This window comes from Bradyrhizobium sp. T-1 (assembly GCF_053592855.1).
Genome location: NZ_CM132115.1, coordinates 2,553,787 through 2,568,359 on the forward strand (window position 1 = coordinate 2,553,787; position 14,573 = coordinate 2,568,359).

Consider the following 14,573-nt stretch of genomic DNA (forward strand, 5'->3'; position numbering starts at 1 on the left):
GAATCCTCACGAAAATACGATACGTCGCGCCTCACGGCGGCGCTGCATCCATCCAATCACCGCACCGCGCATCTTAGCCGTGAAGCGGTCCCATCGCGTTGGGTTGAAGATGACGTCTGCTCGATAGAAGGAGGGGCATAACACGGCCGCCTCAGACACCTCGCCGCAGTTTCCACAGCCAACACAGCTATTGTCGATCGCAGCGACGGGATCATCCTTCAACGGATCGTCCGTATGCTTGAGCGAGAGCGATGGGCAGCCGGATAGGCGAATGCAGGCGTGATCTCCGGTGCAGATGTCCTCATCGACGCCGAAGCGCTCCTTCACCGCGCGCTCGCCGGCGGCGACCTTCCTGTTGAACTGGGGCTTTACGCGGCGCTGCTTGTTCAACATGCATTCCGAAGACGCCACAATGACCTTCGGACCCGGCTCTTTGGTCGTCAACGCCTCGCGGAACGTGTCTCGCAGACGCCCAACGTCGTAAGTCCGATCGATTTGCTTCACCCAGGTGGCGCCGACTCCCTTCACGGCTTCGACGATCGAATTCTTAGTCTTCCGCCGCGGATTGTCCGCGCGCGAGGAGGGAATGTCCTGCCCGCCGGTCGCGGCGGAATAGAAATTGTCGACGACGACGATAACGGTGTCTTGCTTGTTAAATACCGCGTTGCCCACAGACGAGGCGAGTCCGTTGTGCCAAAAGCCGCCGTCACCCATGATCGAGATGGCGCGTTTATCCGCGGGGACGTTGAACGCCGAGGCGGATGCCGGCCCGAGGCCGTAGCCCATCGTTGTCCCACCGATGTTGAAAGGCGGCAGAATCGAAAACAGATGGCAGCCGATATCCGCGGAAATGTGATGAGACCCAAGCTCCTTCTCGGTCAACTTCAGAGCGGCGAAGATAGGCCGCTCTGGGCAACCAGTACAAAAGCCCGGCGGCCGCGGAGGAACGACCTCCGCCAGAGTCTTCACCTTCTCGTGCGCTAGAATCGCGGAAGGATCAGGAATCGGGGGCTGATTTCCCAGCAGCGGACGCGCATGCGTCAGGAGGAAATCCCGTACGCCCTTTGCAACCACAGGCGCCGTGTACTCTCCGCCCATTGGCAGGACGTTCTTGCCACCGACTTTCGTATTCAGGTCGCGCCTGCGCAGTAGTGTATTGAGTGCCTGTTCGAGAAAGTCGGGAGCGCCTTCCTCGATCATCAAGACCGCCGACTTGCCGGCGCAGAAGTCCGCCATTTCGTCTTCGATAATGGGGTAGGCGACGTTCAGCACGTAGAGGGGTATCTTGGACTGTCCGTAGACGTCGGCCAAGCCGAGTTGCTGCAATGCGCGCATGACGGTGTTGTACAGGCCGCCGAGCAGGATAATCCCGACGTCACCCTCCTTCGCTCCGAAGAATTCGTTCAAGCGTCTGTTTTTGACGAACGCTATGGCCGCAGGCCAGCGCTTCTCCAACTTTTCCTTCTCATGAAGGAAGGAAGCTGGCGGCAATACGATGCGGTTAACGTCGCGGGACGGGTTCTCCATCGCCTGCCGCAGGGTGAAGGCAGGGCGCTTATTGTCCTTGGCCACGAAGTGTCCGTGAACGTGGCAAGTCCGAATGCGAACCTGCAACATTACGGGCGTGTTGGTGGCCTCGGACAGCTCGAAGCCCTGCTCCACCATCTGCACCAACATCGGCAGATTCGGCCGAGGATCCAAGAGCCACATTTGGGATTTCATAGCGAAGGCGTGGCTACGCTCCTGCATGATGGAAGAGCCCTCGCCGTAGTCTTCACCGATGATGATCAGTGCGCCACCAGTGACCCCACCTGACGATAGATTGGAGAGCGCATCTGCAGCGACGTTCGTGCCGGCCGTCGACTTCCAGGTCACGGCGCCTCTCAACGGATACATCACGGAGGCCGACAGAGTCGCCGCCGCCGCGGCTTCGGAAGCCGAAGTCTCAAAATGCACTCCCAGGTCGTCCATAACGTCCTTGGCGTCGGCGAGCACATCCATCAAGTGTGAAATGGGCGACCCTGGGTAACCGGCCACATAGGACACGCCGGACTGCAGAAGAGCTTTCGTGATGGCGAGTATGCCTTCGCCCCGAAAAACCTCTCCCTCGCCAAGTCGTAGATCCTGAACCTCGCGCTCGAACGACCGCTCCGCCATGAGCTGCTTCCCTTTCGAATTAGTTGCATAAGCATATTTCCTGCCAAATCGCCTGTCAAACAAACTCGGGATTTTGTGCATTTTTCCCCAAAATGACGCGGCTTTCATGGAGGTCAAATAAATCCATATTCATGCATCTTGAAAAAATGGTGCGCCATGCTATGCTCCAATGGTTTAGACCTAAAGCAAATGGCCGAGCTTGTGACGCGACCGCATATGATGATGGCGTCCGATGGCCTGGTACGAGGGAGGGGACCGTGCTGCTGACCAGGCGTCAGTCGCTCGCATTGGGTGCGAGCGCTTTTTTGAGCGAAGTACTTTTCGCAAATTCGCGTGCCATCGCCGCCGCCAAGGATACGCTGACGATCGCATTCAACGTCAACGTTCCGTCGTTCGATCCGACGTCCGGTCCATCCTCCGTCAATCCGACGATCCAGGCGATCTACCGCTCGATCTTCGACCAGTACATCGGCCAGAAGCCGGATCTCGCGTTTCAGCCTGGACTTCTGACTGGGTGGGGATGGAACGAAGACAAGACCAGGCTCTGGATGGATGTCAGAAGCGGCGTAACTTGGCACGATGGATCGCGCTTCAGTCCGGAAGACGTTGTGTTTTCGCTTGAGCGCGCAGCAAGAAAGGACGGAGGCAACCCGGTCCAGTTCATCTGGGCAACTGCCGCAAACTACAAGATTGACGGAAATCGGATCACGGCTGACGTCGTCCGGTACGAGCCAACATTCTTCATGTGGATGGCGTTCCTCACCGGCTACGTGCTGCCGAAGGCCTATTACGAGAAGGTGGGCGCGGAAGGCTTCGAGAAGAAGCCAATCGGGACGGGTCCTTTTATGGTCGAGGAATACTCCGGCAACGCGTTCCTGCGCTTGAAGGCTAATCCGAACTACTGGGGCCCCAAGCCGGCCTTCCAGACTGTGATTTTCAAGTTCATGCCCGACGCCACCACCCGCGTGGCTGAGATCGAATCCGGTTCATCCGACATCACGCTGGAGGTGTCCTATGAGGAGTATGACCGGTTGATCAACAAGCAGGGTCTTGCCGGCGTGGCAGCGCCAATCTCAGATATCGGCATGATCTTCATCACCAACAAGGACGTGATGCTCGACAAGAACGTTCGTTTGGCGGCGATCCATGCCATCGACAAGAAGGCGATCGTCAGCCGTCTGCTGCGTGGCTACGGCGTGCCGATTGATACGCTCGAGGCTCCTGAGTATTCGGCCTACGATCCTTCGATCAGAACGCAGTATGACCCAAAAAGGGCCGTCGAACTGCTCAAGGCCTCAGGCTATTCGCCGGAGAAGCCGGTCAAGTTCACGATCCAGACAACGCGCGGCTTCAAGCCCAAAGATTTCGAGATGATCCAGGCGATCGTCGGCATGTGGCGCAAAGTCGGCATCGAGGCAGAAATCGAGGTCTACGAGATTGCCAAACACTTCGAGCTTCGCACCACCCACAAGCTGGCGCCGGCTGCCTTCTACAATTGGGGCAATGCGATCGCCGACCCGACATCCTCAACGGGCTTCGCCATGTTCGGTCCCTCGCCACACTCAGCTTGGAAGACGGAGGATCTCGATGCTAAGATCGGTCCGCTCTGGGGCGAAAAGGACGAAAGCAAGCGCATCGAGGGCTGGAAGGCCGTCGACAGGTACATCGCAGAACAAGGCTACGTCATCCCGCTGCTGCAGTATGTTCAGCCGATCGTCTACAAGTCTGAGCTGAGGGTCTCGCCCAACACATCGGGCGCGCTGCAGCCGACGCTTGTGGCGCGCCCGTGAACGCAAACGATGTTGGCGCCGCACGGCTTGCGACACAAGTCTTCGGACGTCCCGTGTCGGCCTTGGCCGGCACGGGCAAACCGAGGCTTCGGCAATGATTGCGATGGCCCTTGCTCGGCGACTGACCACGGCAGCCGGTACGCTCGCAGGAGTGGCGATCGTAGTCTTCGTGCTGCTTCGAATCGTTCCGGGTGATCCGGTGGCGATGATGATTTCTCCTGGCGCAAGCGCGAGCGACGTTGCTGCACTGCGCGCTCATTACGGGCTCGATGGTAGCCTGCTCTCGCAATTCGGCATTTGGCTCAAGGCGCTGTTGAGCGGAGATCTTGGGGTTTCCATTTCGCTTCGTCGAAGCGTTATGGAGGTGCTCCTCGAGCGGCTGCCGGCAACGCTCGAGCTTTGTATTGCCGCTCTGGAGCTTGCTGCTCTCGTTGGCGGCACGGTTGCCCTCATCGGAACCGTCTGGCGCAATTCGTGGGTTGAGGACCTGATCGACGCCGTCAACGGACTTTTGCTCGCCGTGCCGGATTTCGTCTGGGCTCTCGCTCTCGCGTTGCTCCTCGGTGTGCTCTGGCCAGTGCTTCCGCTCTCCGGGCGCCTGAATCCAGGTGTGGCCTCGGGCATGGTCACCCCGTTCTTTTGGACGGAGAGCCTTCTGCGGCTTCGGTCCGACGTGTTTTGGGATCTTTGCCGCCATCTCGTGCTGCCAGTTCTCGCATTGGGTTTGCCCCTCGGCGCCGTGATCGCTCGCGTGTTGAAGGGCTCACTCGTCGAAGCGATGGCTCAGGACTACGTTCTGCTGGCAAAGCTGAAAGGGATGTCGCAGTTGCGCCTGGTGCTTCAAGAAGCACTGGGAAACGCGGTGGGACCGACACTCGCGCTGACTGGCGTCCAGTTCACATTCCTGGTCGGCGGAACCGTCATCACAGAACGGATCTTCGCCTACCCGGGGATCGGAAATATGGCAATCGACGCCGTCATCAACCGCGACCTTCCTCTCATCCAAGGGCTCGTCCTCGTTTTTGCCGTGATCTTCATCGTGGTCAACATGCTGGTCGATTTTCTGCAGCTCGTCTTCAATCCTAGGCTGCGTCATGGATGAGACCGTCTCTTTTTCCGAACTCACGAAGGTGCTTCAAGCGCAATCCGGCCATGGCTCGTGGCATCGCCTGAGGGCATTGGCGACCGAGCCGAAGATTGCGATCGGCGGTGGATTCGTACTTTTGCTCGCGATTGTGGCTATCCTGGCTCCGTACATCGCGCCGCACAACCCGCTGGATCAGGACTTGATGGCCACGGCGCTTCCACCCGCAGGCTTCGCCAATGCAGAGCCGGGTTATCGGCTCGGAACAGACAATCTTGGAAGAGATGTCTTGTCGAGGCTCATCTACGGGACCCGGATCGCCCTGATCGTCGCGTTCGTGGCCGCGGGCCTCGCTGCGATCGTCGGCACGATGCTCGGGCTGCTGGCCGGCTGGTATCGAGGCGTGGTGGACGCTGCAATCTCCAGATTGGTCGATATCTGGATGTCGTTTCCCCCGGTGCTGCTGTCCATCTTGCTGGTAGCCGTGATCGGCTCCGGAGTTACCTCCGTGATCGCCGCCATCGCCATTATTGATTGGACGAGATTTTGCCGGGTGATTCGCGCGGAAACGCTGGCGCAAGCGCAGGAGGACTATGTACTTGCCGCTCGCGCAGTCGGCTATCGGCGTCTCCACATCCTCCTCCGAGAGATCCTTCCCAACATCATGCCAGCGCTGCTGGCGCTTGTAAGCCTCGAGATGGGCATAGCCGTGATCGTCGAGGGAATTCTCTCTTTCGTGGGTCTCTCGGTTTCCTCGGACACGCCGACATGGGGCGGGATGATCGCCGAGGGCCGTCAATATATTCATCAGACCTGGTGGGTTCTGGCTGCGCCGCTTGCCGCTCTGTTTGCCACGGTACTGTCCTTCAATCAGTTGGGCGAGGGACTGCGCCGGGCTCTCGATCCGGTATTGAAAAGATGACCGACTCGATGCTCAGAATCCGCGACTTGAATGCGATCTCGGTTTTCGGCGGTCGACCGATTCTTCGCGGGGTCAGCCTCGACATCGCGCCCGGCCAGACACTCGGGTTGGTTGGTGAAAGCGGGGCCGGTAAGTCGACGATAGCAAAGGCGTTGCTAGGGATACTGCCTCGGACAGTGCGAATAGCCTCCGGGCGTATCGTATTCGATGGGCGCGACCTTAGGGAACTCCCCGAGCGTGAGCTCAATCGGATATTCGGTGATCAGATTGCCTTGATACCGCAGGATCCGCTCACCGCCCTGAATCCCGGGCGTCGGATCGAGCGTCAGCTTACGGACGGTCTACGTCTGCGCCGCAAGCTGCCGTGGCGACAGGCACGAGTTCGGGCCCTTCAGTTGCTCGAAGAGGTGCGGATCCGCGAGCCCGAACGCGTCATGCGCTCCTTCCCGCATGAACTCTCCGGAGGAATGCGCCAACGCATTCTTATCGCTGCAGCCTTCGCTCTCGAGCCGAAGCTCATCATCGCGGACGAGCCGACCACCGCCCTTGACGTCACTGTTCAGAAGCACGTCTTGCGCCTGATGCGGGATCTTCAGGCGCATCACCGCACGGCAATTATGTTCGTCACTCATGACCTTGGTGTGGTTGCTCAGATCTGCGATCGGGTGACGCTCCTCTTCGAAGGGCGCGTCGTCGAAACCGGGACCACGACAGAGATGCTGGAAGCACCTAAGCATCCCTACACCAAGGCGTTGATCGCAGCAGGTCCACGCTACGATCGGCCGGGTGCCGGGCTTCAGCCGGTGCCCGACGGGATCATCAATTCCCTGCGGGCGGATATCTTCGCGTCTGACGGAAGAAATCATGCCTGAGGCCTTGATCGCAGCGAACGGCATCGAAGTCGTCTACGGGGCACGCCGTCGCGTCGGACGCGGCGAGACCCGCGGAGTAAAGGTGCTTCATGGCGTCGATATCCATATCGGGCGCCACGAAACAGTTGGGATCGTCGGCGAGTCCGGGTCAGGAAAATCGACGCTGGGTCGAGCACTTCTGAGGCTGACTGAGGTCGCCGCCGGCAACATCACTTTCGACGGAAGAAACATAACACATCTGCCGGAGTCCCAGATCGTTCCGCTGCGGCGCCGCATGCAGATGATATTTCAGGATCCTATGAGTTCGCTCAATCCTCGGCGAAGCATACGCCAGATATTGACCGAACCTCTACTTTTCCATCGCGTCGCGACGAGTAAGGTTGACGCGGAGCGCCGCGTGCGGCGATTTTTCGAACGGGTCGCCCTGCCGTTGAGTTGCTTGGATCGCGCTCCGCACGAGCTGTCAGGTGGGCAACGGCAGCGTGTCGGAATCGCGCGCGCGGCGTTGCTCGAGCCCGATTTCGTCCTCGCCGATGAGATCGTTTCTGGTCTCGACGTATCAACGCAGGCCCAGACCCTGAACCTTCTCAAGGCGCTCTCACGCGAGATGGGGCTCGCTATGGCCTTTATCAGTCACGATCTCTCAGTGATCCGATCGGTCTGCGACCGCGTGTACGTCATGCGTCACGGAGTGATCGTCGAGCACGGACGATGCGACGAGGTTTTCGCGCACCCCAAGGATCCATACACCCAACTTCTCATCGATGCCATCCCGCTGCCGTGCATCGACGCGGGTTGGCTCAATCGAGGACGCTTGGAGGAAATCAGCGAAGGATCTTTGACGATCTGATCAGCGTACGCGGAAGCGGCACCCTCGGCGCCGGATTTGCGATCGTTGCGCCGAGATCGCATCATCCATGATGGAACGCGAAGTAGAAACATAGATAAGAGCACAAGCATCGGCTCAAAATCTATCGGATACATGTGGAGGTGCGCCGGCTGATTCCTCGTCCTGCGATGCGTGTACGTGGGCGAGAGGTTAGGTCGGCCACAACGAAGCGGAGACGACTGCTGTGACCTACAATGCGGTACGCACGATCAAGTTCGGACAGTGCGATCCATCGAGTCTCGTCTATTTTCCGACCTACCTCGATATTCTGGTGGGGGTAGTCGAGGAGTTCTTTGAGGAGATTGGCTTCGCCTGGCCAAGTCTCATTCGCGAGAGAAAACTCGGACTTCCGACGGTTCGGCTTGATGTTACATTCAAGCAGCCCGGCTTTCACGGTGACCGGTTGAATTTCGCGCTGCGCGTAAGGCAGATCGGAACCTCATCACTCGATCTAAATCACCACGTTACCCATCAGGACAAAACGCTCTGGTTGGCCGACCAGAGGATCGTTGCCACGTCACTCGAGACACATCGCGCGACGGAATGGCCGAGCGATCTCCGCTCGGCGCTGGTTCAACGCCTTGATCACCAGGGCGCGCCGCCGGATGCCCTCGTATAGGATCAAGCGTCGAACGCTACCGGTGTCTTATGCGTCGCCTCGCGCCGACGGCGCAGTGAGACGGACGAGATCGATTTTCGAGGTGAAGAGTCCGTTGTCGAACAGAACAGCGCCATTCATGATCACCGTTTTTGCTCTCGCGCATCCATTGCGATCAACGCAATCGGCAACCGGATTCTCAAACCTGTTTGGCACCCAGTAGGTAGCGGTCGACGGCCAGATCGGCGGACTTGCTAGCTTCGATCGAGTCGATTCCAAGGTCATCCGCACATCGGTGCCATAGCCCACGGCTCCAACATCCAGGGTTTAAGTTGAACGGCATTCGGCCATCCAGTCGGTTTCCTTTTGGACGATCGGTGCGAAGCTTTCGCCTACGCTTATCGAACGTCCTCAAAGTCGCGTGAAAAGGAGGGCTGTAGGAGGCGACCGGCGGAGGCGGCGATCCTGGCCATCGGAGTCCTCTACTCGTGTTCACTGCGATGCTGTTTCTCAATTGTGAATCACATCACCTGATGCAGAATAGCCCTTCGAACGGCTCTGAAGCACGGCGGCTTCGACGGCAGTGAGATCGCAGAATAGTCGTCAGCCTGAACGACTGGCATCGAGATAGGCGGGAGCCGCGTCTCCGAGATGCGGCTTCCGCAATTCGCCAACCGCTGCGTAAGCAGAGGGACGGGGCCCTCACTGGCCTGGATTCTTCGGATCCCATAGCTTGACGTTCGATGTCTTCTCGTACGCCATACCCTGCGGATATGTGATCGCTTCGAACTGCAGTCCCCAAGGAGCTTTGAAGTATAGGATCGACTGACCCGCGGCTGCCCCCTCGGTAATCGGGATAGGACCGGCGAACGTCCGAACGCCTTTGGTCTTGAGATACTCGGCCGCGGCCTTGATGTCGTCAACGTAAAGGGCGATGTGGTAGCCGCCTACGTCGCTGTTTTTCGGTTGCACGATTTTTTGATCGGGCGAGCTGTAGCTGAAGAGCTCGATATTGGAGCCCGATCCACAACGAATGAGAACGATCTGATTGATGACAGCGTGCTGATCGACGTCGAGCACATCCTTCATGAAGGTACCCTTGTCATCGGAGAACGGACCGAAGGCGGTTGCCTTCTGGCAGCCCAGGATGTCCACGAAGAAGTTGACGGCCTGGTTCATATCGGGAACGGTAATGCCGGTGTGGTCGTGACCGCGCAGTGTGGGTAGACCTTCGGCCTTCGCAGACGAGGAAACTACAAGGAGGGCAAAGCCTGCTGCGAATACACGCGCGACACGCGTAGAGCGAGTCCCTGACATTTGGCATGATCCTGTGATTTCGGAGAAAACCCGGCGCGCGATGCGGCTCGAGCTGATGATCGTTGCTTCTGGACCAAAAAATGAAAACTAGAATATCAGGGCACAGCAAAGCCTCCCTGATCTGATCAGATTTCGTGCTTTCGGATATTGCGCAGAATCTGATGCAGGGTGTTGATGAACGAACGGTACTCTTCTTCCTGGACACCATCGAACAGCTGCCGGAACTGTTCGTAGAGGATCGGCCAGATCTTTTCGAAAGCCTGTCGCCCCTTTTTGGTGATTGAAACGTCCCGGATCCGCCGATCGTCCGGTCGAGCGGTCCGACGAATGAGGCCTTGATCTTCGAGTTCGTCGAGGGTGCGGCTCATCGTAGATTGCTGCGTGACCGTATAAACGGCGAGTTCGTTGATCGTGATGGATGAATTGAGGCTGAGGATCGCCAACACCCGCATATCGGTTGTCGTGATTCCCAGCGCTTTCAGCGCCTCCGCCATGTTGGCATTGTAACGCGCGGCGATGCGGTTGATCAGATAAGGGGCGAAATGATTGATACCGATTTCGCCTAGGGTCGGCGGGGGGGCTTCCTGGTCGCTCCCGTCCTGCATGATGTTGCCGTAAAAGCGCTCGTTCATGAAAGTCTCTCATGGGACGGTCACTCCAGCGAGGAAGCGGCAAGGAAGCCGGAACCGCCGCTAAGGCCTGGCCCGGGATGGACCGATGCACCTATGTGGTAGAGACCGCGGATATGAGTTCGATGGTTGGTACTGGACTTAAATGGACGCCATATGAAGAATTGGTCAAGCCCGCAGTATCCCCCATAGGGGTCTCCCCCCTCCAAATTAACATTCAAGGCCTCCAGATCGGCGGGAGAGTAGGTGCGTCTGGCCAGTCTGATCTCAGCAAAATTCTGGATATGGGAAGCGAGCCTGGCCTCGATGCGATCGGCATAGGCTTCGCGCAACGCCTCTGTCCATTGCCCGTCCTGCGGCGTAGGCAGGATCCCGGCCGCATCTCCCTTGATCAGTCGGGGCGTCTCCGGCAATTGAAGCCAAAGAATGGCCGCGCCAGGAGGAGCCCGACTGGGGTCGAGCGCCGTTGGTTGTCCGACGCAGATTGTCGGTTCGGCTGGCAACAGACCCCGTTCGGCCTCGTTGTTGGCTCGGGATACTCCGTCCAACCCGGGGGTGAGGTGCAGCAGAGCAACCTTCGCGAGCTCCGGGTCGCCTTTCCACCGTGGCGCTCGGGAGAGGGCGTAATGGATTTGCATATTGCCCTTGCCGTGCCGAAACTTCCGCAGTCCCTCCGCGATTTCTTTCGGTGGAGGCCCCCACTCGGCAGTCAGATGCCGATACAACTGGTCGGGCGTAGTCGAGCAGATGACGCCCTTGCGAGCGTAAACGGCCTCGCCATTCGACAGGCGTACGCCGGCGGCGCGACCCTTGGGGCCAGCAAAGACCTTCGCAGCCTCGGTTGAGGTGCGGATTGTTCCTCCTTGGTCAGCAATGAGGCGCTCGAAGGCGCGAAGCAACGATCGGGCGCCGCCGACCGCGATTGGGCAACCCGCCATCTCAATGGCGAAGGCGATGACCCTCGCCATCGCGGCGGAATAGGCGCTTTCGGGTCCGAGGCCGGTATGCAACACCCAAGGAGCCCAAAGCGCATGGACCGCGTCCGAACAATAGGTGTTTTCCAGATGGTTTCGCGCGGGGGCCAGTGCCTCGCCGGCCCAGGCAGCTAGATCGCGCAGGCCGCGCTTCCAGGCCTCCCGGACGACCAACCTCGCGGTGCTCAAGGACCATAGACTGCCGCCGAGTAGACCGAACAAGAAGGGGGCGTCGCCGCCAAGAGTGTCCATTTCACGCGCAAAGGCTATGCCGTCCCCTGCTGCAAGTGATTCAAGCGTGGCGACATTGCGCTTGCGGTCCATCGCAAAGAGAACGCTGGACCCATCGGGACGAAGAACGCCCGTCGGCAAAGGAGAATCTGCGAAAGCAAACCCTCTCGCCTCGAGGTCCTTTCCGAGAGCCGCATAGGCTGAAGAAGTGCGAAAAAGCACCAAAGTGGTGGCCATGACGTCATGGATGAAGCCTGGCGCCGTGATCTCTTCAGTGCGTAAGCAACCCCCTATCGTCGAATTACGCTCGAGCAGAAGAACCCTCGCGCCCTTCTTGCCCAGGACGGCAGCGGCAACAAGTGAGTTGATGCCGCCCCCCACCAGTACGTAATCATAGGCACTCACGCGTCACTCCGGTTGTCCGATGACGTTGCTATTGCGACCGCGATCAGGGAACGAGTGCTAGTGCTCGGATAGGCGAACCCGTTCCGTTGACGAACTTCAACGGCGCGGCAATCAGGATTGCTCCCTTCGGCGGGAGCAGGTCGAGGTTGCAAAGGCTCGCGAGGCCGTATCGGTTTGATTGGTGCATCAGATGGTGAGCAGGAAACGGTGGCGTCATGCCGGCGGCAGAACCCGCATCGGTGCCAATGGTCTCTGATCCCCATCCAATAATGTTCTTGCTCAGCAAATACTGAATAGCTTCCGCAGTCGGACCGGGTGAATGCGGCCCGCTTGCATCGGCGTTCAGGAACGTATCGCTGGATCCATTGCGCTTGTACCAATCGGTGCGCAGCAGCACCCACGATCCGGCTTCAATGGCGCCGTGTTGCTTCTCCCAATCGCGGACACTGTCGGCGGTGAGCAAATAATCGTGGTTTTCCGACGCTTCCTTGGAGCGGTCGATGACACAAACGGGCGCAACGAAATTCTTCACGGGGATTCGGTCGGTCGTGCCGTCCGCGTGGTCCTTTCCGGAAATCCAATGAACCGGTGCATCGAAGTGCGTTCCCGTGTGCTCGCCAAGCTCGAACCAATTCCAGGCCCAGTAGGGGCCATTCTTGTCGTAGTGCGAGATTTCGTGGACCTTCAGGGCCGGGGTATTCTTGCCGATCTCGGGGGGCAAATAGAGGATCGGCGTGTTGGGGCCGAGAGGCGCGGAAAGGTCAACGACTTTTACGGCGCCTGAAATGAGCGCCGTGGCAAAATCTGCAAGAAGTTGGCTCATCCTGTTTCTCCCTGGAATGTATGCGCCCCGAGGCGTGGTGTAATGCGCCACGCTGGTTTGATTATCGGTGCAAGCTAGATCAAGAAATATGAAAATGCAAGTATCTGGCTAGTCGCCTTGAAGTCCGGAGCCGCATTCTAACAGCAGCATATTCTTTCAAAGGGGTAGAAATCGTAGCTCATGACCCGAAAAATTGAACATGGCGATCCGCGTATCGTCTGAACTAAGTTGCGGGTTGTGACCAAATGGATATATGCATCGGTATGTATCGAGAGAAGATGGAATGGACATCTTTGACGCGGTAGTGGTGGGGGCCGGACACAATGGGCTAGCCGCCGCGGTGCATCTCAGTAGGCGTGGTTGGTCAGTCGCCGTCGTGGAAGCCGGCGCAGCGGCCGGCGGCGCGGTAAAGACGGCCGAACTCACGCTGCCGGGGTTCAGGCACGACGTTTTCGCAATGAACTTGTCGATGTTCGCTGGGTCGCAATTCTTTGCGACTTATAAGGATGAGCTCGTTGCTCACGGACTTCGATTTCTGCCTGTTTCCGACTGCTTTGCCAGTGTCTTTCGTGATCACACTTATCTCGGCGTGAGCGCGGATCTAGACAAAACCCTCTCCGCCATATTCGCGATATCGAAGAAGGATGCGTTAGCCTGGCGCGACATGGTGGAACGCTTTCGCGGCGACGCGCCGCATATATTCGCCTTACTTGGATCGCCGATGCCATCGGTGGCCGCCGCGCGCGCTGTCGTCTCGGCTTGGCGTAAGCAAGGAGGAGCTTGGCTCGCCGACACTGCGAGGCTACTGCTGGCCACTCCGCGAGACTTCCTGGATGCGCATTTTCATTCGCCCCAGGTCAAGGCGATGTTGGCCGCCTGGGGTATGCATCTGGACTTTGCGCCCGATACGGCCGGCGGAGCGCTCTTTCCCTATATTGAGGCGATGGCTGATCAGTCCTTTGGAATGGTTGTCGGCGATGGGGGCGCGGATACCATCATCAAAGCTATGTGCGGGCTGTTGCACGCCGAAGGTGTCGACATCCGTTTGAGGTCGCCCGTTGTGGAGATCGAAACAAAGATGGGATCAGCATGCGGGGTGCGGCTTGCAGACGGAACGCGTATAGTAGCGCGTCGCGCTGTAGTCGCGAACCTGCACCCGCAACTCGTCTTTGGCTCGCTCCTCCCGCCCGATCCGGGGCGCGCTGAGTTTGATGCTCGTGTTGCGCGCATTCGCCCTGGGCCTGGTACCATGATGATTCATCTGGCGCTCGACGGCCCCCCCAACTGGCGTGCTGGCGAGGCTCTCGGGCGGTTTGCGTACGTCCACATTGCCCCCGACCTAGCAATGATGTCCAAAGTTTATGCGGAGGCTGCGAGCGGTCTATTGCCGGCGGAACCGGTGCTTGTCGTCGGACAACCGACTGCCATCGATCCAAGTCGCGCTCCCGAAGGAAAGCACATCCTTTGGGTGCAGGTACGGGCTTTGCCGTCCGCGATTGTCGGCGACGCCGCCGGCACGATTGAGGCGCGGGACTGGGATCGCGCCAAGGAGCCTTATGCGGAGCGCGCGCTGGATCTGCTTGAGCAGTATGCGCCGGGCGTGCGCTCGAAGCTGATCGGCCGAGCCGTCTTTTCACCGCTGGATCTCGAACGGGAGAACCCTTGCCTTATCGGAGGCGATAATCTCTCGGGGAGCCATCACCTCGACCAGAATTTCATTTTCAGGCCGGTTGCGGGCTATTCACGATATCGCACGCCTGTTCGCCGGTTGTATATGTGCGGAGCATCGACATGGCCTGGCGCAGGCACCGGCGCTGGTTCGGGTTTCATGCTGGCGAAAATGCTGGCGGGATCAGCCAAAGGGACCTGACCCAGAACATTC

12 protein-coding genes are annotated in these 14,573 nt (G+C 58.9%); 7 read left to right on the forward strand and 5 right to left on the reverse strand.

Features of this window, described 5'->3' with window-relative positions; genetic code table 11:
- Window positions 1-6 precede the first annotated feature (6 nt).
- Window positions 7-2,157 (reverse strand): indolepyruvate ferredoxin oxidoreductase subunit alpha, encoded by a 2,151-nt coding sequence (locus ACWAT4_RS12265; protein ID WP_338310960.1) that lies wholly within the window; start codon window positions 2,155-2,157, stop codon window positions 7-9.
- 257 nt (window positions 2,158-2,414) lie between these two features.
- On the opposite strand from ACWAT4_RS12265, the gene ACWAT4_RS12270 reads away from it, so the two are divergent.
- From ACWAT4_RS12270 to ACWAT4_RS12295, 6 genes are all read left to right on the forward strand, one after another.
- Window positions 2,415-3,947 (forward strand): ABC transporter substrate-binding protein, encoded by a 1,533-nt coding sequence (locus ACWAT4_RS12270; RefSeq protein WP_338310958.1) that lies wholly within the window; start codon window positions 2,415-2,417, stop codon window positions 3,945-3,947.
- Window positions 3,948-4,041: 94 nt separating this feature from the next.
- Window positions 4,042-5,049 (forward strand): ABC transporter permease, encoded by a 1,008-nt coding sequence (locus ACWAT4_RS12275; protein ID WP_449730645.1) that lies wholly within the window; start codon window positions 4,042-4,044, stop codon window positions 5,047-5,049.
- A complete protein-coding gene (locus ACWAT4_RS12280; RefSeq protein ID WP_338310954.1) occupies window positions 5,042-5,953 on the forward strand; it encodes an ABC transporter permease in 912 nt (303 codons plus the stop codon). Before ACWAT4_RS12275 ends, ACWAT4_RS12280 begins: the two co-directional genes overlap by 8 nt.
- Entirely contained in the window at window positions 5,950-6,825 is an 876-nt protein-coding gene (locus ACWAT4_RS12285; protein ID WP_338310953.1) for an ABC transporter ATP-binding protein, read from the forward strand. Before ACWAT4_RS12280 ends, ACWAT4_RS12285 begins: the two co-directional genes overlap by 4 nt.
- Window positions 6,818-7,675: an ATP-binding cassette domain-containing protein gene (locus tag ACWAT4_RS12290; RefSeq protein WP_338310952.1), complete on the forward strand. Its 858-nt coding sequence runs from the start codon at window positions 6,818-6,820 to the stop codon at window positions 7,673-7,675. Before ACWAT4_RS12285 ends, ACWAT4_RS12290 begins: the two co-directional genes overlap by 8 nt.
- 223 nt (window positions 7,676-7,898) lie before the next feature.
- The gene (locus ACWAT4_RS12295) at window positions 7,899-8,333 is read left to right on the forward strand and encodes an acyl-CoA thioesterase (RefSeq protein WP_338310951.1); all 435 of its coding nucleotides are present in this window, start codon (window positions 7,899-7,901) and stop codon (window positions 8,331-8,333) included.
- Between the two features lie 681 nt (window positions 8,334-9,014).
- Here ACWAT4_RS12295 and ACWAT4_RS12300 read toward each other — a convergent pair.
- The 4 genes from ACWAT4_RS12300 to ACWAT4_RS12315 all read right to left on the reverse strand — a co-directional run bounded on the left by ACWAT4_RS12300 (window position 9,015) and on the right by ACWAT4_RS12315 (window position 12,691).
- On the reverse strand, window positions 9,015-9,629 hold the full coding sequence (locus tag ACWAT4_RS12300) for a VOC family protein (protein WP_338310949.1): 615 nt from the start codon (window positions 9,627-9,629) through the stop codon (window positions 9,015-9,017).
- A 125-nt stretch (window positions 9,630-9,754) separates the two neighbouring features.
- On the reverse strand, window positions 9,755-10,261 hold the full coding sequence (locus tag ACWAT4_RS12305) for a MarR family winged helix-turn-helix transcriptional regulator (RefSeq protein WP_338310947.1): 507 nt from the start codon (window positions 10,259-10,261) through the stop codon (window positions 9,755-9,757).
- A gap of 20 nt (window positions 10,262-10,281) precedes the next feature.
- The gene (locus tag ACWAT4_RS12310) at window positions 10,282-11,868 is read right to left on the reverse strand and encodes a phytoene desaturase family protein (protein WP_338310946.1); all 1,587 of its coding nucleotides are present in this window, start codon (window positions 11,866-11,868) and stop codon (window positions 10,282-10,284) included.
- A 43-nt stretch (window positions 11,869-11,911) separates the two neighbouring features.
- Window positions 11,912-12,691, reverse strand: coding sequence for a cyclase family protein (locus ACWAT4_RS12315; RefSeq protein WP_338310945.1), 780 nt, complete (start codon window positions 12,689-12,691; stop codon window positions 11,912-11,914).
- A 283-nt stretch (window positions 12,692-12,974) separates the two neighbouring features.
- Here ACWAT4_RS12315 and ACWAT4_RS12320 point away from each other — a divergent pair, with 283 nt between their 5' ends.
- Entirely contained in the window at window positions 12,975-14,561 is a 1,587-nt protein-coding gene (locus ACWAT4_RS12320) for a phytoene desaturase family protein (RefSeq protein ID WP_449730646.1), read from the forward strand.
- Window positions 14,562-14,573 lie beyond the last annotated feature (12 nt).